Consider the following 20,039-nt stretch of genomic DNA (forward strand, 5'->3'; position numbering starts at 1 on the left):
CCTAATAATCTAAATAATTATAGCACTATGCGTAGCGTTTCGCTACAACTGGGACACTGACAAACGCAGGCGCTGCCTCCATTTTTCGTCGATAAACGGCTCTGCGGCGCTTAAGTTTGACAGTTCTGTGGACAGCCATGGATCGCTTCGCCGGATATCCACCGCGGCAAGCAGCCTGTTCACCGGCCGCTCTTCCCCGTTCTTAAGCTCGACCGGAGTAACGAACCTGACCAAAACCCGGGTCACATTGTCCGTATGTACGAACGCGAATTCGAGCAGACGCTGCAAATCGGTCATCCATTCCTCTACAGCATTCCCATATTTCGCTGTAGATAAATCGACGGACAACACGGATCCTTTCCATACTACCCGTTTCACGTCCAATTGAAGCTGCAGGCCCAGCATCGAATCGACAATGACGTCTGAGGTAAGGCGTTTGACCGGGACAGGATGAAATACCGAGACGTCGCCTTTCTGCTTCATCCGCGCATCCGTAAGCGGAAGCACGGACAGCAGCACGGCTACAACCAACGTTACTGCACAAGCGTAGAGCAGCCTTCTTCTTTGCGACATCTACCATCCGCCCTTTGCACACAGAATGTCCTTCTATTCTAGTGTACAAACTAAAAAAGCAGGCTATGCCTGCTTTTCGCTGTTAGTCCTCCGTATCGACGGTGCCGTACTTGGTCAGCACGGTCGCTTTGCCGCGAATCTTGATCGCGGACGTATGGTCCGTGAATTGACAGATGAGAATTTCGCCTCGATCCAGCTTCTCGGTATGATGGAATTTCGTATCCTGCCCCCGTGTCAGCCCGATTACCTGAACGCCTTGAGCCTTCGCCTTAATGACGATGTATTCGCCATTCAAGTCTTCCATGTTCGCTCTACCTCCTAATCCGCCGCTTTATCTTTCTTAGATTTTAAAAAACTGCCTCCCGAACCTCGCTCAGGACAGCAGCTCACGTGTGCTATGAAAGTAAATGGTCGGGTGTACCGGATTTGAACTGGCGACCTCTACCACCCCAAGGTAGCGCTCTACCAAGCTGAGCTAACACCCGACAACACCCCGCTTCCCTCATAAACCAAGGGAACTGCAAGAAAAAGTCTACTGGAATTATATGCCCTTGTCAATAGAGACGAGAGCCGGGTAAAGACGAAAAACGTCCGGATGCGGCTAGCACCCGGACGCCATCAACAGCGCTCCGCTGTTTCTTATTTGGAGACAAGATCTTTCAGGGATTTACCTGCTTTGAAAGACGGGATTTTGCTCGCAGGGATGTCGATCTCTTCACCTGTTTGCGGGTTGCGGCCTTTGCGCGCTTCGCGGCTCTTCACCTCGAAGTTGCCGAAGCCTACCAATTGTACTTTATCCCCGCCTTGAAGCGTGTCGGAGATCACATCGAAAACGGCATCAACCGCTTTGGAAGCATCCTTCTTGGAAAGGTCAGTCAATTCGGCTACTTTCGCAATCAGTTCCGTTTTGTTCATTTCTTTCACCTCCCCTGACGGCAGTTCATAAGCACATCATTATCATTCTGTTTTACCGAAACCTGAGAAATTATACCTGCAGGCTCTGGTGCAAAGAAATTCCGATATGTGCAAATCCTGCATACTGATCCATGAACAGATTTATAGTAATACAGGTCGACCTAGAATTTCAAGAGGGCATGCAAGTTTTTCCTAGGTTTGCTCTAGGTTTTTCGTGCTTTATGCTCATAAAACGCCCGGTAAGGAGCAAAAAAAGAGACACGCTGCTTGCGCGTGTCTCTTTTCCGGTTTACAGAATGATAGCGATCAGGCCGCCGGAGCCTTCGTTGATGATCCGGCCAAGCGTCTCCTGCAGCTTGTAGCGGGCGTTGTCCGGCATCATGGCGATCTTGCCTTGAATGCCTTCCCTTACGATCGAGTGCAGCGAACGGCCGAAGATGTCGGACTCCCAAATCTTGATCGGATCGTTCTCGAAATCCTGCATCAGGTAGCGGACGAGCTCCTCGCTTTGCTTCTCCGTGCCGATGATCGGCGCGAATTCGGACTCGACGTCGACCCTGATCATATGGATGGACGGAGCGGTCGCCTTCAGGCGGACGCCGAACCGCGAGCCTTGACGGATGAGCTCCGGTTCGTCGAGCGCCATCTCGGCAAGCGTTGGTGCCGCAATGCCGTAGCCCGTCGTTTTGACCATTTCGAGCGCTTCTGCGAATCGGTCGTATTCCCGCTTCGCGTGCGCGAACTCCTGCATGAGCTGAAGCAGATGGTCTTTGCCGCGAATCTCTACGCCGACGACTTCCATCAAGATTTGATCGTACAATTCATCCGGCGCATAAAGGTCGATTTCCGCTACCCCTTGCCCCATATTCATGCCGCTTAAGCCGGCGCGAGCGATGAATTCGTATTCCATAAACTGCGAGACGACGCGGTCGACGTCGCGCAGACGACGGATATCCTTCACCGTATCGCGTACCGAATTTTCGTAATTGTTGCGCAGCCAGTGATTGTCGTTCAGCACCATGACCCAGCTCGGAAGGTTGACGTTGACTTCGTGCACGGGGAACTCGTAGAGCACCTCGCGCAGAACCGACATCACTTCTTCTTCGCCCATGGTCGCTACGCTGAGCGTAATTACCGGTATATCATACTTGGCCTGAAGCTCGCTGCGAAGCTGAAGGGCCTCGTCGCTCTTCGGCCGTGTGGAGTTCACAATCAGGACGAACGGCTTGCCGACCTCTTTCAGCTCGTTCACAACCCGCTCTTCAGCTTCGATATACGAGCTGCGCGGAATTTCAGCGATTGTACCGTCTGTCGTCACGACGACGCCGAGCGTGGAATGCTCCTGAATGACTTTACGGGTGCCGATTTCGGCCGCTTCCTGGAACGGAATCGGCTCTTCGAACCATGGCGTCGTAATCATCCGCGGACCGTTCTCATCCTCGTAGCCTTTTGCGCCTACGACGGCGTAGCCGACGCAGTCGACGAGTCTGACGTTAACATCAAGCCCTTCGGCCACGCGAAGCTGAACCGCCTGGTTCGGCACGAATTTCGGCTCCGTCGTCATAATCGTTTTTCCCGCTGCGCTCTGCGGCAGTTCGTCGATAGCCCTCACCCGATCGGCATCGTTCGTGATGTTCGGCAGCACAACCGTCTCCATGAACCGCTTGATGAAGGTTGATTTGCCTGTGCGGACCGCACCAACGACGCCGAGGTAAATATCCCCGCCGGTTCGTTCGGCAATGTCCTTGAAAATGTCCACTTTCTCCACTGAATATCCCCTCCCAATCGTATTTCGCCTGTACATGGACGTACCGTTACTGCTGCTTCCCTCCTGCTGTTCGTCGTCAGGGTTCGCCGCTATCCGCCTGCTGACTTGCAAGCAAGCGACGCAACTCGTACATGATTTTGGACTAGTAATAGCTTATTGCGTCTTATACCCGATTATGACGACCTCAGCCATGAAATCTTTCGATTTCGCTCGAGCTTCTCCGCTCCCGGCCTTCCAAGATTGAGATATATGAGAGAAAGACGAAACCTATGCCTGAACGACAAAAAAACTCCTGCCGGCGTTCGGCAGGAGCTTCTTTCTTATGGATGCTGCCCATTAGTTTTGAACGGCTTGCGGTTCGCCGTTCACAAGACGGTATACAGGCGATTTGACTGGGACAAAGTCCGAGGAATCAACAAGCAACGTGCGCAAATCCGTTGATTCGCCGGGCTTTTTGCCGCTTTCCAGCTTGGAAAGCGCCTGCATGATATCCGGGCCGTAATCGATGTACACATGGCCCATGGAATCGATCATCGGCGTTAAGGTGCCGCCGGAGAACACGCTGCGAAGCGTCGGCTCCTTTATGTCCAGCGAGCCGAAATCGATCGCCTTGAACGACGGATAAAGCGAGGCGCCTTCCGGAAGCTTGCCGTCATGCCCATCGGCATAGTTCTTTACGGCGGCTTGAACATCGTTCATTTGTTGATAGAGAACGAGATTCATAAGCTTGACGGTAGGGTCGGTATCTTCGTTAATAACGAGATAATAGTAGCTTCCGCCCTGCTCATAGGCCGTTTCCGGAATCGTGCTCAAATAATTCATCCGCTTCAATTTATCGAAATCCACTTTGAACTTCTCATACAGCGGCGTCGTTTCCGTACTGTTCTGAATCGGCAGCAGCCCCGTATCCTTCTGGAACTGGTCGATGACAGCTTGTACATTCATAATCGCATCTTTCGGCGGCTTCTGATTTTGCCCCAATTGATCCTCGGGATACAGACAGCCGGACAGCAAAGCAGCCATAAGTGCGAGCACTATGGCTGCTGCCGCTTTTTTCAAGCCTTTCATGACACTAACTTCCCCCTACCATAATTCATCGTCTTCCGCTTGGCGCATCATTTGTCTTCTTACCGCTGCGCGAAACGGATCTTCCGGAACTTCGACGACGGCACGGCCGAATACTCTCGCCTGACAAGCGAGCCTGGTCCCTGATCGGTCAAGACCGGCCAGCTTATAGCGCTCATTGTCGTTCAGCGGCGATAGTCCAGGCGAGCTGTGCGGTGTGGTTACTTTGCACATAAGACATGCGGCTTTCCCGTCACACCGTGTACGAATCGGCACACCGGCGCGCCTGGCAGCATCTAGAACTGTCGTGCCGGCACGTACCGTTACACTGCGTCCGGAAGGGAGGAATGTAATTTGCACATTCATGGGGATTCTCCTCGCTTCCTGCTTCCTGCGTTCTATGATTCAATCAGATGCTGTACATATTGCTTCGTCTTCGCCGTCAAGCTGTTTCTGGAAGCGATGATGCGCGCGGCTTCCATGTGCAGTTTAGGCTCTTTACGAATTTGCGAGGCAATCAACCGCGTACGGTCCTCCCGCTCCCGCAGCACATTGAACCATAGCTCATGCGCCAACGGGACGATGCCGACCAGGCAATCGCCGATCGTCATCGGCAGCTGCAGCGGAGATAAAACCTCCGCGACTTCAACTTCATATCGGTCGCCGCCGGCGGACACGATAAACCCGCCGACCAGTTCGACCTGAATGCCTTCGATCAGGTAATGGCTGAGCACCGACCGATAGATCGGGCTCACGCTTTCGTGCTGCTCGTCAACAGCGTAAGGAAGCAGCGCTTTATGAAGCACCGCTGCGTCCGCTTCATCCGCGTAAAGATCCAGGTCACGGGGCGGTCTGCCAAGTTCCAGCCCTCGCAGCAGCAGCCCTGCACTGCCGCCGATCAGCCAGCGTGCCCCTGTAGGGCCCGCCGCGTTAGCAATTCGTTCAAGCGCACGGAAGATCGGTTCGGTTTGATCCATGAGCTCACGTCTTTCCATCAGAAATACGGCCGGTTGACCGCTTTTATCGTTGCAGCGCCTGCGCCTTTCTTGATGACAGCTTGGCAGCCCAAACGGTAGCCTTGTTCCAGCTCGCTCTGCTCCAGACGGTCCCACTCCGCGTCCGTCGCTTCCTCCAGAAATTCCATGCCTTCTTCAACAAGGCAACGGCATCTGGCGCACGTTCCCCTCGAACAGGAGAACGCCCAGTCGATTTCATGCTTCATCGCCATATCCAGCAGCGACATGCCCGACAGCGGATAGACGGTAATGCTTTTCGAACGGCCTTTCAATTCCAGCATCTAATGTTACTTCCTTTCCACTCCACGCCCGGGTTCGTATTATAGGTATAGTTAAGCAATGGAAATCAGGCCGAGGAAGCCGCCGATAACCAGAAACAGAAATGCCGTCATCGACAGAAGCAGACGAAGCACTCCTTTTGTTTTAAATCTCGCCAGCGAAATAAGCACGGCCGCCAGCGCCATTAATCCGATTCCTACGAATGAAACCCACATCTTCATCATTGGATCCATTTTTGAACTCCAACCACCTTGTACACCAATTATTCGTTCTATTATACCACTTGTCACGATTAGTCAGCTACTTTTGCCACGATTCAGCCACAATTGGTGTACGTTTGGGGAAGCGGCTTGAGCAGTATCAAGCGAAAACGTTTGGCGCAAAAAAGAAAAGGACCTCCGCAAAAACGCCGCCGGCCCTTCAGGCCGCAATGCCGGACGCTTTTTGCTTCAGTCCTAACTGTTACTACTTGAGCATCAGCTTCATCAGCATTTCCAGGTTATTGATATTCATGCCGCTTTTCTTGACGGCGCCGACGATGTCATTGATCGTTTTCTCGGATACGGGCACCTTCGCCATGGAAGAGACTTGCAGTATCAGCTTGCGCAGCTCATCCTCGTCCTGCATCGTACCCTCGGTAACGCCGCTGGCAAGCTTCTTGACCGCACCTTCCGTAATCGGCTTGCCCGTCTTTTTATTGACAGCGTTCAGGACTTCTTTCGAAAGATCCTTCTTCCCGCTCAAATGTTTCCCTCCTTCAAGTTTTTACGGAGTAAAAACTCGTTTTGCACGCAACAACGCAGTTGCTGCTAGCATCATATGAAGGAAGGACGGGATTGGTGTAGGCTATGCAACTTCCCCGTTAAATGCCCGCCAGGTCTTCTGTCTCGTGTGTCCGGCCGCGGCCCATCAGCGACTCCACCGCATTGCGCGGCGATTGGCTCTGGAACAGGACCGCAAAGAGCTGCTCGGTAATCGGCATCTCTACCCCGTACAGGCGCGCGAGCTCGCGCGCCGCGCTTGTCGTGCGCACGCCCTCAACGACCATGCCCATCCGGCTCAGCACCTCGTCCAGGGCGATGCCTTCCGCGAGCATGGAGCCTGCGCGCCAGTTGCGGCTGTGCTTGCTCGTGCAAGTCACGACCAAGTCTCCGACACCGGCCAGACCGGCGAACGTGAGCGGATTAGCTCCCATCGCGTTGCCTAGACGGCTAATCTCGGCTAAACCGCGCGTAAGCAGGGCAGCCTTCGCGTTATCGCCGAAGCCCAGGCCGTCCGATAGTCCCGCGCCAAGCGCGATAATGTTTTTAATGGCGCCGGCAACCTCAACGCCGACGACATCCTTATTCGTATATACGCGGAAATATGGCGTAATGAACGAGTCCTGCGCTTGCTCCGCCGCTTCGACGCTTGCCGAAGCGACAACGACGGTTGTCGGAAGCTTGCGGACGACCTCTTCGGCATGGCTTGGACCGGAGAGGACGACCAGCCGCTCCGGCGCGATTTGCAACTCCTCCAGCAGCACCGTCGACATCCGCTTATAGGTAACGGATTCGAAACCCTTCGTCGCATGAATGCATAGCGCATTCGCGCCGATATGAGGCGCCGCCAACCGGGCTACGTCTCTCATCGCGGAGGACGGCGCAACGAAGAGGACAATTTCGGCCCCTGCTACCGCTTGTCCGATATCGGTCGTCGCGGTTAAGTTATGCGGCAATACGGCATCCTTCAGGAAACGGCTGTTTGTATGCCGGGCATTGATTTCCTCGACTTGCTCTTCATTGCGAGCCCATAAAGATACTTCAAATTTGTTGTCGGCAAGTACCGCCGCAAGCGCCGTTCCCCAGCTTCCGGCTACGAGTACCGCTGCTTTCCTTTTCGTCATGTGCGCGCCTCCTACCCTTTTCTGGCTCCAAGCTTGTTCTCTTTTCCTTGAAGCAGTTTTACGATATTGGTCCGGTGACGAACAAAGGCCAGCACGCAAACGACCAGGCTTGCCCATACGTACGTGAATGGCTTATCGCCGATATTCCAAATGAAGATCGGCATTAGCACTGCGAAAATAAGCGATCCCAGCGAGACGAAACGCGTAATCGCGATCGATATGATCGCCACTGCGCCGGCAATCAAAGCCGGCACAAACGCAAGCGTCGCCATGACGCCTACTGTCGTGGCAATGCCTTTCCCGCCTTTAAATCCGAACCATACCGGCCAGTTGTGTCCGGCAATAGCCGCCAAGCCGCACAGCACCGGCCCCCAGTCGCCGCCCGCCACATAAAGGCCCAAGACTACGGCAATGACGCCTTTTGCGATATCGAGCAAGAACACGGCAATGCCCGGCCCTTTGCCCAGCACGCGAAGCGTATTCGTCGCGCCGGCGTTCCCGCTGCCGTAATTGCGGATATCGATGCCTTTTACCCACTTGGCAATCAAGATGCTGAACGATAACGATCCTAGTAAATAGCTGATAAGTACTGCAAGAATGGTCAACACAATCATTTCGCCTCTTTCCACGGATAAAGGAAACTGGTGTCCCGATAAAGAGACACCAGAATCGAACTTCGGGCAGCAGCCATTAGTCTTCGTCGGATTTCTTTCTGGTGAAGATTCGCACAGGCGTTCCTTCGAATTGGAAGGCGGCTCTGATTTTGTTCTCGAGATACCGCTCGTACGAGAAATGCATCAAGTCCGGATCGTTGGCAAACAGGACGATCGTCGGCGGCTTTACCGCAACCTGCGTCACGTAGTTAATCCGCAGACGTCTGCCCTTATCGGACGGCGGGGGATTGATCGCAACGGCATCGGACACCACGTCATTGAGCAGGTGGGTCTGGATGCGCAGCGCGTGCTGCTCCGACACGTGGCAAACGACCGGAAGCAGCTTATGAAGCCTTTGCTTGGTCTTCGCGGAGAGGAAAACGATCGGCGCATAAGTCATAAACAGGAAATGGTCCCTGATCTTCGTTTCGAATTGATGCATCGTCTTATCGTCCTTCTCGACGACATCCCACTTGTTCACGACGAAGATCGAAGCTTTGCCGGCTTCATGCGCATAGCCTGCGATATGCTTGTCTTGTTCGATGATGCCTTCTTCGCCGTTGATAAGCACAAGAACGACATCCGCGCGCTCAATCGCTTTAAGTGCTCGCATAACGCTGTACTTCTCGGTCGATTCGTACACTTTGCCCCGCTTGCGCATGCCTGCGGTATCGATGAGCACATATTTCTGCCCGTCGCGCTCGAACGGCGTATCGATGGCATCGCGGGTCGTGCCCGCTACATTGCTCACGATTACGCGCTCTTCGCCAAGCAGCGCATTGACGAGCGAGGACTTGCCCACGTTCGGACGCCCGATCAGCGCCACGCGGATGACGTCGTCATCATAATGCTCTTCTTCGATTTCCGGGAGCTTCTCAATGGCCGCATCCAGCAAATCGCCGATGCCCATCCCGTGAGCGCCCGAAATCGCGATCGGGTCGCCGAAGCCAAGATTATAAAATTCATAAATATCATCGCGCCGATTTAAATTATCGACTTTATTTACAGCGACGACAATCGGCTTGCGCGAACGCAGCAGCATCTGCGCAACCTCGTCGTCGGCATGGGTCAGCCCGGATTTGGCATCCACCATGAAAATGATGACGTCGGCTTCTTCAACCGCCAGCTCCGCTTGCATGCGGACCGACTTCATGATTTCGTCTTCGCCGTCAATTTCAATGCCTCCGGTATCTACGATACTGAAAGCACGACCATTCCACTCGCCCGAACCGTACAAACGGTCACGGGTCACACCAGGCTTGTCCTCTACAATCGCTAACCGATCCCCGATGATGCGGTTAAAAATCGTAGACTTCCCCACATTAGGCCGCCCTACGATGGCAATAATGGGTTTAGACACATCTTTCACTCCTCAATAATGAACCGGCTGCCTTTGCCGCACATCGTCGCAGCCCCGCGAGATGTGCCGAAAGAACCGACGCAAATAAATTCCATAGTCAAGTAAATAGAGGGGCATGCTCAAATACTCACGCCTTCCATCATAGCAAAAAACAACGGGAATGGCTAACATTTCATTCTTCCCGATGATTGACTAAAATAAAACATCCATTCTTCAAGTCATGCACGCTGGCGTCAAGAATCTTCTCAAGCAGGAACGCCGTCTTTTCCCGCTTTTCCGCATCCGGCTCAATTATGATCGGCGCGCCGCCCGCCACCTTCTCATGCTCCGTTGCAACAATCGCCACAATTTTAGCCATGCTGCTCTCCTTTCCCGCGGTTTACGCTGGCTTCGGTCGGCATTCTAACGGCTGATTCCAGAATCGGCACCTTGCGAACGATCGCCTTCGCCTTCTCCGCATCCTTCTCCTGCGGCAGCAGAAACACCGCCAGCCGGCCGTCCTTCATATCGAGCTTCGCCATAGGTACAAGCGCAGGCTCTCCGTCGTCGCGGTAAACGCCTAGAATCGTGGATAAATCGAACAGAATCGCTTGCCGTTGGCCCAAATTGCTCAAGGTCGCTTTCCCGTTCGGGTTATACGGCCTCAAAATAATACCGAGTCCGCGCTCGGCAATCAGCTTCTGATTCGAAGTCAGCCCCACATTCATAATATAGATATCGCCGACGAATAGATCGGGACCGTCCACCTTGACCTCGGCAATTTCGGCATCGGCAATATGGGAAACCGATTTGCCTGATTTGAGCCTATAAACGAGGAACAGCGTAAGCAGCCCCATGCCGACGCCAAATGGCAGCCCTAGTGCCAGCGATGCAAGACTGGTCAGCAAGGACGATAAAATGACTAGATAATTGCGTCCTTCGAACACCATCGCAATTCCTTCAATATAGGTCGATCCGCGGGGCACGAGCTCCATGCTGTCGATTTTCGACAAGGTTTCACGCTCCATCTTGCGCACGTCCCGAAACTGCTGCGCGGCGAGCGACAGAAACGTGATGGCGGTGAAATCCTTCTTGTACAAGGCAGGAACGGCAACCGCGCCGAGCGCTGCGGCGATCACACCGAGCGAGATATGAATGATCCGGCCATGCGGATACGTCGGGTATTGCCTGTAGTCCGTGCGGAGCATAATGAATCTCGCGCAAACGCCGAACAAGACGCCTAGCATAATTCCGATCAGCACATGATGCGGCTGACCCGCCTTCAACTGCGTCCAAAGTTGTTCCCACATGAGCTATATGCTCCCTCCTCGTTGGCCGGATCGGTCATCTATAAATCGGACCGCCTTCTGCTTCAGCCAATTTTTCGCGTTGCCCGTGATCCGTGCCGCCAACATGGCGATAATGAAGCCGTCCCACCAAGCCGCGGAGCCGATGACCATGAGCTTCGATGCCTCAAGCGGGCTAATCCATTGATTAAACTGCGCGAACACGGCGGCTAGTACGGCGATGACAAACTGGCTGCGGAACCGATCCGCGAGCAGGCCGGCGAACAGACCGGCAAGCAGCGGCCCGTCCCAAACCGGATGCAGCGCGTAGAACACCGGGTCCATGCCGTATATATACCGCACCCACATCCACATGAACCCGGTTAAGAGTGAAGAGAAAAAGACAAAAAACATACTGCCCCATTGGCCGATCAAGGCCAGCTGCAGCAGTGCTACACCGATTGCCAGCGCCGCGCTGCCTGTCAGCACGACATGCTCTCCGATCGATAGTTCAGCGACTTGCAGCAATAACGCGGCCAGCAGAAATAAGCCCAGCACCCGAAACGGAACCCCATCCGCGACCAGCTCTTTCCAGCCTGTCACATAGAGGATGAACGCCATTGACAAGAGCCAGAACGTAACAAATCCATCATTCACAGCGTATCACCTCTTATGGCCTATATTATGCGCTTAAGAGAGTGAACCTAATCCAGCCGGACCTATTAAAGGATTGCCTGCACACATAAAAAAGCCGTTATCCGCGCAGCCTGGCTGCACAAGGATAACGGCCTTGTTGATTGCTATTATTTCAATTTGCTCAGCTTGTCGCCGAAGCGCTCAGCAAGCGTAAAGCTCATGCTTTCGTTGCTCAGGCTTACGTTCGGGTTGTTCAGCTCGACTTTAGGAGCGCGAGGAGCACGCTCGCCGCGATCGCTGCGCTCTCTTTCTTGACGAGGCGCCGGCTCCGGAGCTTCTTCCGTTTCTTTGATGCTGAGGGAGACGCGCTTCTCGGCAGGGTTGAAGTCGAGAATTTTCGCTTTAACTTCTTGGCCTTCCTTCACAACTTCGTTCGGCGTTGCCACGTGACGGTGAGCAAGCTGCGAAATGTGAACAAGTCCTTCAACGCCAGGCGCGATTTCGACGAATGCGCCGAAGCTTACGATACGGCGAACCGTACCCGTCACGATGTCGCCAATTTTAAATTGGTCGCTCGACATTTCCCATGGGCCCGGTTGAGCCGCTTTAATGCTCAGGCTGATTTTGCCTGCCGCCGGATCCACTTTAAGCACTTTAACGCGAACGGATTGGCCTTCGGATACAACATCCTTCGGATGTGCAACATGCTGCCAGGAAAGCTCGGATACGTGAACCAAGCCGTCGATGCCGCCGATATCTACGAATGCGCCGAACGGAGTCAAGCGCTGTACGGTACCTTCGAGCTCTTGGCCGACTTCCAGGCTGCCCATGACCGCTTGCTTGTTCTGTTCGAACTCAGCGTCCAGCACTTCCTTCGCAGTCAAGATGACTTTGTTGTTCTCGCGGTCAATCTCTTTCACTTTCACGCGAAGCGTGCGTCCTTTGTAGTCGCTGAAATCTTCAACGAAGTGACGCTCTACCATGGAAGCCGGGATGAATCCGCGGACGCCTACGTCGGCAACGAGGCCGCCTTTTACGACGTCTGCGACGGAAACTTCAAACACTTCGCCGGAATCAAAGCGGGCTTGAAGAACGTCCCATGCGCGCTCGCTGTCAACCGATTTTTTGGAAAGGACGAGGCTTTCTTTCGCATCGTTGATGCTGACAACCTTCAGCTGTACTTCTTGACCGACTTGCACCGCGTCTTGCGCGCTGTCAAGCTGGACCGAGGAAAGCTCACGAAGGGGAATAACGCCGTCATATTTATATCCAAGGCTTACGTAGACTTGGTTATCTTCGATTTTGACGATCGTACCAGTCACGGTGTCCCCTTTTTTCAAGGACACCAAATTGTCCATCGCATCTTGGCTGATTGTTTCCGCTGCAGCGGATTCTTGTACTTTTGTTTCTTCTGACATGTGAAATAACCTCCTCAATTCATACCCCAACTTTATTTAAACGCGCCGCCCCAGATTGAAACATGGCTCTGCAGGCGCGCCGTCTAAAACATGAATAATCGATCCAAATAATTACCCTTGCTTCGCCATCGCGCGGATGTTCGTCATGATGACTTCCGTAACCTGTTCCAATACATCGGAAGAAGAATTTTGAATGAAGGCCGTCATATCAATAGGCTTGCCATACTTGATGCGCATCTTTCGGAACAGCCGATAGTTGCCGATAATCGCGACCGGAATGACGGTTGCGCCGCTGCGCAAAGCGATCATCGCCGCGCCCTTCTTGCCGGCGCTGTCCTCTCCAGCTTTTCTCGTGCCTTCCGGGAATATGCCCATTACGTTGCCTTCCTTGAGCAAGTTGATGGCCGTGCGGATCGTGTCTTTGCTGACTCCGCCCCGCTTCACCGGAAATGCGCCGAGCGTCCGGATAAATGATCCGAACAGCGGTATATCGAACAGCTCTGCTTTGGCCATGTAGTAAACCTTGCGGTTCACTTTCGTTCCCACCGTAGGCGGATCAAGCAAGCTGATATGATTGCTGCAAAGCACGACAGGACCGGTTGCCGGAATATTCTCCAGACCCGAAGCCTCGAACCGGAACAGAATCGCATAAATGATGCGCAGGAGGCCGCGGCAAATGTTGTATATCATAGTTTACTTCGCCTCCGCCGTTTTGGTTCGGCATACGTCTAGAATATGTTCGACGACTTGGTCGATCGTCAGGTCCGTGCTGTCGAGCACTTCGGCGTCCTTCGCGCGAATGAGCGGCGAAATATCTCTGCTCTCGTCGCTGCGGTCCCGCTCGGCGATCTCCTGCTCCAGCTGCTCAATCGGCACAAGCTCGCTCTCCGACAGCTCTTGATAGCGGCGCAGCGCCCGTACTTTTACGCTGGCAACGAGAAACACCTTCACTTCGGCGTCCGGCAGCACATGCGTACCGATATCGCGGCCGTCCATGACGACGCCCTTCGAAGCCGCAAGTTTCCGCTGCATCTCTACCAGACGCATGCGGACCGCTTCATGCGAGGCAATCTCCGATACCTTGAGCGTAACTTCCCGGGTCCGGATGGCAGCTGTGACGTTCTCGCCGCCCAGCCAAACCGTCTGGCCGTCAGCCCCAGGCTCAAGCGCAATGTCGATCGTCTTCACCAGCTCAGCCAGCCTGTCCGCATCGCCCGGCGAAATGCCTGCCCGATTCGCGGCCAGCGCAACCGCGCGATACATCGCACCTGTATCAATGTATATGTATCCAAGCTGTTCGGCGACTCTTCGAGCGACGGTGCTCTTGCCGGCACCTGCGGGCCCGTCTATGGCTACGTTGATGCGGCCGCCGCTGTTTCCCCCATCCATAATCAAGCGGTGTAACCCTCCTTGAGCGTCTTAAACGGCTGCTATGTTGCGTCAATCGCCATTAAAAAAGCAGGCTCTGCCTGCGATAGTGAGAATTATACCACAGCAGCGATTGAAGTGCAAAGAACGAAAGCCTTGCTAGAAGGGGGCTCCTTCCAGTCGGTCAACGCCCGTTACCCATAGTCGGACCGCCGGAATTTGCAGGGCGAGCTGGCTTAACAGCATTGCGGCAAGCAGCACCACAAGGATGAATTGCAGCACGCGCGTGACATGATCGGAAATGGACGTATAGTCCTTGGTTGATCTCTTTGCCATGGATGGAACCTCCCTGCTCCGGCATTGCTTGGATAAGGGTAGTTTTTCCACGTTGCCATTCCTTATGCACTTGATTTCTGTTCGTTCTTAACGCTTGCGGAAATCCAGCTGGCGCTCGAAGCAATAGCGGATAATCCGCTGGCGCTCGCTGTCGAGAATGCTTGAGAACTTCGCCATCACTTGATTTCGGCCGGATTCAAGCGACTTGACCCGGACAATCTCCGCTGTAAAGTGGGCATGGTCCACCGTGCCGTTCCGGTATGGAATCAGCAGCCAGCATTCCAGCTCCGTACCGGACTGCATCGGCCATTTGCCGTCTGTGATGAACGAAATGCCGCCGCCGCCAACGTCATCTGTCATCGCGATAAAACGGATTTGCGAAGCGAGCTGAATGGCCATTTCAAGCTCTGCGGGAACGCGTAGAAAATTGCGGCGCTGCACCTTCGTGATCGACTCCTGATCCGGTTTGCGGATGCGAATCATCTTGACGCCGTCTTCTTTAAAGCCCAGCACATGGGTATTGAAATAGCTTTTGACCCCTTCTTGGGTTACGAAATGCGCGGAAAGCTCGTCCCCCAGAAATAACCGCTTATACTTTCCCGTACCTTCAACGAGCGGGATATCGATCAAGAGTTCGTCGTTGTCCATGTCCGAGATTCTGGATTTGTACTCTGTCGAGGCCTCTTCATCATCGGAAGAAGCTACATGCAAATATAGAAACTGATTCACTTTAGGCAGCATCCTAGCTCCCCTCCCCTTTATGGCTCGATTATAGCACAGCATGTCGAAACTTGGGGAGTGGTGCCAATACAGGAAAAGACGTGCACCGCGTGCACGTCTTGGGCGTTTTATTCAGGTAATTGCTCGATTGCTTCCTCGATGCCGCTAACCGCGTTTATATAAATTTTATAAACGCCGCCGTTGATTTTTCCTACGAACTCATAGCAAAGCACTTCTTCGGCCAAGTCGTTCTCGATCAGCGCCATTTGTTCCCGCTGCACCTTGAAATCCGGATTGAGGGAAGCGCGCGCATTGGAGCTCATAAGCTTCGGTTTCGGCAGATTGCGTTTGTGATGCTCAAAGACAAAATCCGAAGCCTGGATCGCCACGCAATCTCCGTTATCAAGCGCGATCTTGACCGTCAGCTTATCCGGGTAGATTAGCACCCCGTTCTGCGTTGCCACGAACGTGAATACCGCCATCGAGTCATCTTTGTCATACGTTATGGCCTTCATCTTCGGAAAGCCGTGACGGGCCAAGAAATCGGCTGCCTTCTGCTTCGCATCGCTTACGCTGACGACCGGCTTGCCAATGTCGCGCGGGTTCTGGAACCAGATCAGCTTAGCGCCTTTCTGCGTATAATCGATCTCGATCGGATTGTCCGATTTGTTCGCTTTGTACGTCGCGGAATAGGAAGCGTATTCGGTGCCCTTCCCGTTCTCGACGACCCGGATATCATTCGGGTTGTCCAACTTCAGAAACTTCGCCGCTTGCTTCTTGATCTCTTCCGGCGTCGTCTTTGTGCCGCTCAGCATTTGAACGGAACGTTTCTGATACATGCTTGCTACGGATGGTCCCCAGTTTATTTCGGGATATTCGGCGACCTTCTTGTCGACGGTCTTAAACCCGTCGATGATCGTATTGTCGTGCATCGATTTCTCGGAAGCGAGCGCAACCTCGACATCCATCCAGCGCAAATTGTTCGCGATGACCTTATCCTGCACGCCAATGAGCGATTTCGAGATATATTCGGAATCCGCATATAACGTTTTTAAGGTTTTGAACTCATCCGGGCTGAGCGGCTGCTTCGACAAATCCCGCACGGACGTTTTATACGAGAAATTGGCGATTTTCGACAAAAACTCCTCTGTTTTATTGAAAGGCAGCAGCGTCAGAGGAAGCTGGTTGATCTCGTTTTGCGCTTCGCTGGTCAGACGCCAAACGTTGACGAGTCCTTTCCGGTGAAAGCCTTGCGACTTGCTGTTCACGGCTAACGTGTTCCCGAGCTCCCGATGAAGCTGCTCTACATGAAACGACAAGTCATGGAAAGCGCGTTGATACTGATTCTCGGCTTTGATCAGAATCGAGTTTTTCTCCTGATGCTCCTGGTAGCCCCAATAGATCGAGCCGACGAATAACAGCGTCATGATCGGAAACAGCACTGCGCTTAATCGACGGTACATATAGCAAAAGCTCCTTTCGTATGCAAAACCTGGTACTAGTTTGGTTTGCGGAAAGGAGCTTTATGCATGGTTTTGGTATGTTTTTGTCATTTTGTCAACTGGCTACAGAGCCAGCTCTTCGACTTCAAAATCATTGATGTTGTTGCACAGGCATTGCTTGAAGCCGGTATCGATTTTGTCTTTCTCCCTGCGTCCCCGCAGAATGAATTTCTCGCCGCAGTGATTGCAGCGAATCGTTACCTTTACGCGAGCCGAAATCATCGTATCCTCCTGAGTGAGCAGCAGCTTTTTTTCCTATTATTGACGGAAATGTTAAAGCTTAATCTCTTCCTCATGGCCCAGCATACGGAATGGCGATCTGGCGTTTGCGCGGTTCATCTTGCGCACGCCCTTGATCCACAGATAGCCCATGAGAGGTACGATAAACCAAACCCAGTACGTCGAGCCGGAGCCCATGATCCAGTCATATACCCCGTGCTCAATGAGCGGAATAGCGGCGGCCAGCAGGATAAACGTACGCACCTTGCCCGGATCGGCGAATTTCGCCTTGCCCAAGTAATACCCCATCGTGACGCCGAACAAAGCGTGGCCGGAAACCGGCAGCAGCGCGCGAATAAGCAGCGAACCAACGGAAGACGGTTGAAAAACCGCATAGAGCACGTTCTCCACCGTCGCGAAACCTAGCGAGATCGCCACCGCATAGACAATGCCGTCATAGGGCTCGTCGAATTCCGTATGGTTGTAGATGATATGGTAAAGCACGAACCACTTCAGCAGCTCCTCGACTCCCGCGGATATCGTGAACGAGAACAGAATCGGACCATCTCCGAGCCATAGCAGCAAGCCGCGTTGGATGACCATGATCGGCAGCACGATCAGCACGCCGAGCAGGAATACGCGCACGACGATATGAATCGGCTCGGCATCGTAACGGTCCTTCAAGTAAAAATAGGTCAGCAGCGAAATGCCGGGAGCAACCGCAGCGGTCAATATAGAAAACAGCAGCATTGTTGAAGTCACCTTCCGAAGGCGAGCCTCCCCGCCGGACAGCAGCCGTGCGGATAAATCTCGCTTGATCGGCAGCCGGCTACACCCACCCCCTCAGGCGGACAGCCTCTGCCACTTTGCGGACGCCCACCATATAGGCGGCGAGCCGCATATCCACTTTTTTTAGCTTATGCAGCTCATATACGCTATTAAAGCCGCGGATCATCATGTCGCGCAGCTTGGTATCTATCTCAGCTTCAGACCAATAGTAGCCCTGATTGTTCTGGACCCACTCGAAATACGAAACAATAACGCCGCCCGCGCTTGCCAGCACGTCAGGCACGAGCAAGATGCCGCGTTCCGTTACGATTTTCGTCGCTTCCAGCGTCGTCGGGCCGTTAGCGGCCTCTACAATGATTTTAGCACGAATTTGATCCGCGTTGCTTGCCGTTATTTGGTTTTCGATGGCGGCCGGCACCAGCACGTCGCAATCGAGCTTGAGAAGATCCTCGTTCGTAATGGTATTCTTGAACAAATTCGTTACGGTACCGAACGAATCGCGGCGGTCCATCAAATCCTCGATGTCCAGTCCCTGCTCATTATACAACGCGGCGTGCACGTCGGAAATACCTATCACCTTCGCGCCGGCCTCATACATGAATTTGGCAAGGTAACTTCCCGCATTGCCGAAGCCTTGAATGACGACGCGGGCTCCCTTCAGCGGGATGCCTTTCATTGCCATGGCTTGATCGATCATGATCGCGACGCCTCTGGCCGTCGCGCTTTCGCGGCCGAGCGAGCCTCCCAGCACTAGCGGCTTGCCGGTAATAAATCCGGGCGAATCAAACTCCCGGATACGGCTGTATTCATCCATCATCCAGGCCATGATTTGCGAGTTGGTCATGACGTCCGGCGCAGGAATGTCCTTCGTCGGGCCGACAATTTGGCTAATCGCCCGGACATATCCGCGGCTCAGCCGCTCCAGCTCGCGGAAGGACATTTTTCTGGGATCGCAAATAATGCCGCCTTTCCCGCCGCCATATGGCAAATCGGCTATGCCGCATTTAATGCTCATCCAAATAGACAGCGCCTTCACTTCGGTTTCATTCACGTCCGGATGGAACCGGACGCCGCCCTTCGTCGGCCCGACGGCGTCGCTGTGCTGCGCGCGGAAGCCGACGAACACGCGAGTTTTGCCATCATCCATCCTCACCGGAATCCGAACCGTCAGAAGCCGCATCGGCTCCTTGAGCAGTGAGATCATATCCTCGCCGTAGCCCAGCTTTTTGAGCGCCTCTTCGATTACGGTTTGAGTCGACGTCAATACATTGCTGCTTTCCATTCCATTCAAAGGAATGTTCACCACCTTTTCCTTTGTAATATGAGCGGGATGATGGCCGGCTATGCGGTAATCCTGCTGCCGCCTTTCGCGTCCAAAAGGAAAACAAACAAAAAGCATCAGACCTACGGAAATGGCCGTAAGCTGATGCTTCACTTGAATGCGTGAGATTAAAAATGAGTGCAAATTTCAATAACCGCTTTGGCGGGTACAATCACTTTGCCATATTCTTCGAGAACGGCTGTCGTAATGGAGGTCGCTTCGCCATACTCGGCAAGCAGCGCGATTATCGCGTGATATCGCGGCAGCTCGATGCCAACGGGCTCGAAAGCCAGCATATATTTGCCGTTGTAGGCGTATAAACGCCCATCCTCGATCAGCTCGGCGCTGTGCAGCTGCTTACAAACCGAGATGACGTCCTCGATGTCGCGAAACGCGTAAAGCACGATGTCGCTTTGCTCGAGCGTCACTTCCATTTCGTAAACGTCTTCGTCGCTCTCGTCATCTTGGATGTGATCATCGGATTTTCCGTTCACTTTGCCGCGTGTCACGATGACGACCATGCCTTGGGCAGGGAGCGCAAACACTTCTACGGCCAGAGGACCGCTGGCGTCAAAGCCGAGTTCGCTGTAGGCTTGATCCATCATTTCACTGAAAAGCTCGTGTACCTTCGGAATTTCGCGCCACATGTCTTCCTTCTGGATCCCCCGTTCCAGCAAATCGTCGAACGTCAGGAATATGCGTATTTTATCTTGATTGAGCCGTTCGATTTTCATGATAGGATCCTCCTTTTCGAGTAGCATCTGCTTCGTATACTCGGAGCAAAAACCGTCTTCGAAAGCACACTGAACGCGGATAGTATCTGTTATACATAGCGTATGAAGCAGCGATGGAATTGTGATAAATTTGTGTTTATGTAACTATGTTAGCATGTCTGTTGGTGGAATGCACTAGAGGAAACAAAAAAAGAATCGCCTGCCGTTATTCGTTACT

The 20,039-nt window shown here is 53.4% G+C and carries 26 protein-coding genes and 1 tRNA gene; all 27 read right to left on the reverse strand.

Going from position 1 to position 20,039, the window contains the following annotated elements:
• Window positions 1-42: 42 nt before the first annotated feature.
• Window positions 43-573, reverse strand: a complete 531-nt coding sequence (locus tag DL346_RS13445) for a hypothetical protein (protein ID WP_112882612.1) — start codon at window positions 571-573, stop codon at window positions 43-45.
• A gap of 82 nt (window positions 574-655) precedes the next feature.
• Window positions 656-877: a trp RNA-binding attenuation protein MtrB gene (gene mtrB / locus DL346_RS13450; RefSeq protein WP_112882613.1), complete on the reverse strand. Its 222-nt coding sequence runs from the start codon at window positions 875-877 to the stop codon at window positions 656-658.
• A gap of 104 nt (window positions 878-981) precedes the next feature.
• Window positions 982-1,058: transfer RNA gene (locus DL346_RS13455), tRNA-Pro, on the reverse strand.
• Window positions 1,059-1,212: 154 nt separating this feature from the next.
• Window positions 1,213-1,488 carry an HU family DNA-binding protein gene (locus DL346_RS13460; protein WP_112882614.1) on the reverse strand — a complete coding sequence of 92 codons (276 nt, stop codon included), beginning with the start codon at window positions 1,486-1,488 and terminating at the stop codon, window positions 1,213-1,215.
• A gap of 289 nt (window positions 1,489-1,777) precedes the next feature.
• A complete protein-coding gene (spoIVA, locus tag DL346_RS13465; protein WP_112882615.1) occupies window positions 1,778-3,256 on the reverse strand; it encodes a stage IV sporulation protein A in 1,479 nt (492 codons plus the stop codon).
• Between the two features lie 336 nt (window positions 3,257-3,592).
• A complete protein-coding gene (locus tag DL346_RS13470) occupies window positions 3,593-4,324 on the reverse strand; it encodes a hypothetical protein (RefSeq protein WP_112882616.1) in 732 nt (243 codons plus the stop codon).
• Window positions 4,325-4,339: 15 nt separating this feature from the next.
• Window positions 4,340-4,687, reverse strand: coding sequence for a 2Fe-2S iron-sulfur cluster-binding protein (locus DL346_RS13475; RefSeq protein WP_112882617.1), 348 nt, complete (start codon window positions 4,685-4,687; stop codon window positions 4,340-4,342).
• Window positions 4,688-4,719: 32 nt separating this feature from the next.
• On the reverse strand, window positions 4,720-5,298 hold the full coding sequence (locus DL346_RS13480) for a hypothetical protein (protein WP_112882618.1): 579 nt from the start codon (window positions 5,296-5,298) through the stop codon (window positions 4,720-4,722).
• 17 nt (window positions 5,299-5,315) lie between these two features.
• Complete coding sequence (locus tag DL346_RS13485; protein WP_112882619.1) at window positions 5,316-5,618, reverse strand: 2Fe-2S iron-sulfur cluster-binding protein; 303 nt, start codon at window positions 5,616-5,618, stop codon at window positions 5,316-5,318.
• A 51-nt stretch (window positions 5,619-5,669) separates the two neighbouring features.
• A complete protein-coding gene (locus tag DL346_RS13490) occupies window positions 5,670-5,849 on the reverse strand; it encodes a DUF2768 family protein (RefSeq protein WP_112882620.1) in 180 nt (59 codons plus the stop codon).
• 232 nt (window positions 5,850-6,081) lie between these two features.
• Window positions 6,082-6,360, reverse strand: a complete 279-nt coding sequence (locus tag DL346_RS13495; protein ID WP_112882621.1) for a stage VI sporulation protein F — start codon at window positions 6,358-6,360, stop codon at window positions 6,082-6,084.
• A gap of 118 nt (window positions 6,361-6,478) precedes the next feature.
• Window positions 6,479-7,501 (reverse strand): NAD(P)H-dependent glycerol-3-phosphate dehydrogenase, encoded by a 1,023-nt coding sequence (locus DL346_RS13500; protein WP_112882622.1) that lies wholly within the window; start codon window positions 7,499-7,501, stop codon window positions 6,479-6,481.
• A gap of 11 nt (window positions 7,502-7,512) precedes the next feature.
• Complete coding sequence (gene plsY, locus DL346_RS13505) at window positions 7,513-8,112, reverse strand: glycerol-3-phosphate 1-O-acyltransferase PlsY (protein WP_112883110.1); 600 nt, start codon at window positions 8,110-8,112, stop codon at window positions 7,513-7,515.
• 79 nt (window positions 8,113-8,191) lie between these two features.
• Complete coding sequence (gene der, locus DL346_RS13510) at window positions 8,192-9,514, reverse strand: ribosome biogenesis GTPase Der (RefSeq protein ID WP_112882623.1); 1,323 nt, start codon at window positions 9,512-9,514, stop codon at window positions 8,192-8,194.
• 172 nt (window positions 9,515-9,686) lie between these two features.
• A complete protein-coding gene (locus DL346_RS13515) occupies window positions 9,687-9,872 on the reverse strand; it encodes a capping complex subunit for YIEGIA (RefSeq protein WP_112882624.1) in 186 nt (61 codons plus the stop codon).
• A complete protein-coding gene (locus DL346_RS13520) occupies window positions 9,865-10,803 on the reverse strand; it encodes a YIEGIA family protein (protein ID WP_112882625.1) in 939 nt (312 codons plus the stop codon). Before DL346_RS13520 ends, DL346_RS13515 begins: the two co-directional genes overlap by 8 nt.
• 3 nt (window positions 10,804-10,806) lie before the next feature.
• Window positions 10,807-11,436, reverse strand: coding sequence for a YphA family membrane protein (locus DL346_RS13525; RefSeq protein WP_112882626.1), 630 nt, complete (start codon window positions 11,434-11,436; stop codon window positions 10,807-10,809).
• A 146-nt stretch (window positions 11,437-11,582) separates the two neighbouring features.
• Window positions 11,583-12,833, reverse strand: coding sequence for a 30S ribosomal protein S1 (gene rpsA, locus DL346_RS13530; protein WP_112882627.1), 1,251 nt, complete (start codon window positions 12,831-12,833; stop codon window positions 11,583-11,585).
• A 111-nt stretch (window positions 12,834-12,944) separates the two neighbouring features.
• Window positions 12,945-13,523, reverse strand: a complete 579-nt coding sequence (locus tag DL346_RS13535; protein WP_112882628.1) for a lysophospholipid acyltransferase family protein — start codon at window positions 13,521-13,523, stop codon at window positions 12,945-12,947.
• A 3-nt stretch (window positions 13,524-13,526) separates the two neighbouring features.
• Complete coding sequence (gene cmk, locus DL346_RS13540) at window positions 13,527-14,222, reverse strand: (d)CMP kinase (protein ID WP_112883111.1); 696 nt, start codon at window positions 14,220-14,222, stop codon at window positions 13,527-13,529.
• Between the two features lie 138 nt (window positions 14,223-14,360).
• Window positions 14,361-14,537, reverse strand: a complete 177-nt coding sequence (locus DL346_RS29065; RefSeq protein WP_165822502.1) for a hypothetical protein — start codon at window positions 14,535-14,537, stop codon at window positions 14,361-14,363.
• Between the two features lie 87 nt (window positions 14,538-14,624).
• Entirely contained in the window at window positions 14,625-15,278 is a 654-nt protein-coding gene (locus DL346_RS13545; RefSeq protein ID WP_112882629.1) for a flagellar brake protein, read from the reverse strand.
• A 107-nt stretch (window positions 15,279-15,385) separates the two neighbouring features.
• Complete coding sequence (ypeB, locus tag DL346_RS13550; RefSeq protein ID WP_112882630.1) at window positions 15,386-16,720, reverse strand: germination protein YpeB; 1,335 nt, start codon at window positions 16,718-16,720, stop codon at window positions 15,386-15,388.
• Between the two features lie 102 nt (window positions 16,721-16,822).
• On the reverse strand, window positions 16,823-16,981 hold the full coding sequence (locus tag DL346_RS29070; protein WP_165822503.1) for a hypothetical protein: 159 nt from the start codon (window positions 16,979-16,981) through the stop codon (window positions 16,823-16,825).
• A gap of 51 nt (window positions 16,982-17,032) precedes the next feature.
• Window positions 17,033-17,728 carry a glutamic-type intramembrane protease PrsW gene (prsW, locus tag DL346_RS13555; RefSeq protein ID WP_112882631.1) on the reverse strand — a complete coding sequence of 232 codons (696 nt, stop codon included), beginning with the start codon at window positions 17,726-17,728 and terminating at the stop codon, window positions 17,033-17,035.
• A 79-nt stretch (window positions 17,729-17,807) separates the two neighbouring features.
• Entirely contained in the window at window positions 17,808-19,049 is a 1,242-nt protein-coding gene (locus DL346_RS13560) for a Glu/Leu/Phe/Val family dehydrogenase (protein WP_133257535.1), read from the reverse strand.
• A 167-nt stretch (window positions 19,050-19,216) separates the two neighbouring features.
• The gene (locus tag DL346_RS13565) at window positions 19,217-19,822 is read right to left on the reverse strand and encodes a genetic competence negative regulator (RefSeq protein WP_112882633.1); all 606 of its coding nucleotides are present in this window, start codon (window positions 19,820-19,822) and stop codon (window positions 19,217-19,219) included.
• Window positions 19,823-20,039: the final 217 nt, after the last annotated feature.

Source organism: Paenibacillus montanisoli (genome assembly GCF_003268025.1).
In the GTDB taxonomy this organism is placed as follows: domain Bacteria; phylum Bacillota; class Bacilli; order Paenibacillales; family Paenibacillaceae; genus Paenibacillus_Z; species Paenibacillus_Z montanisoli.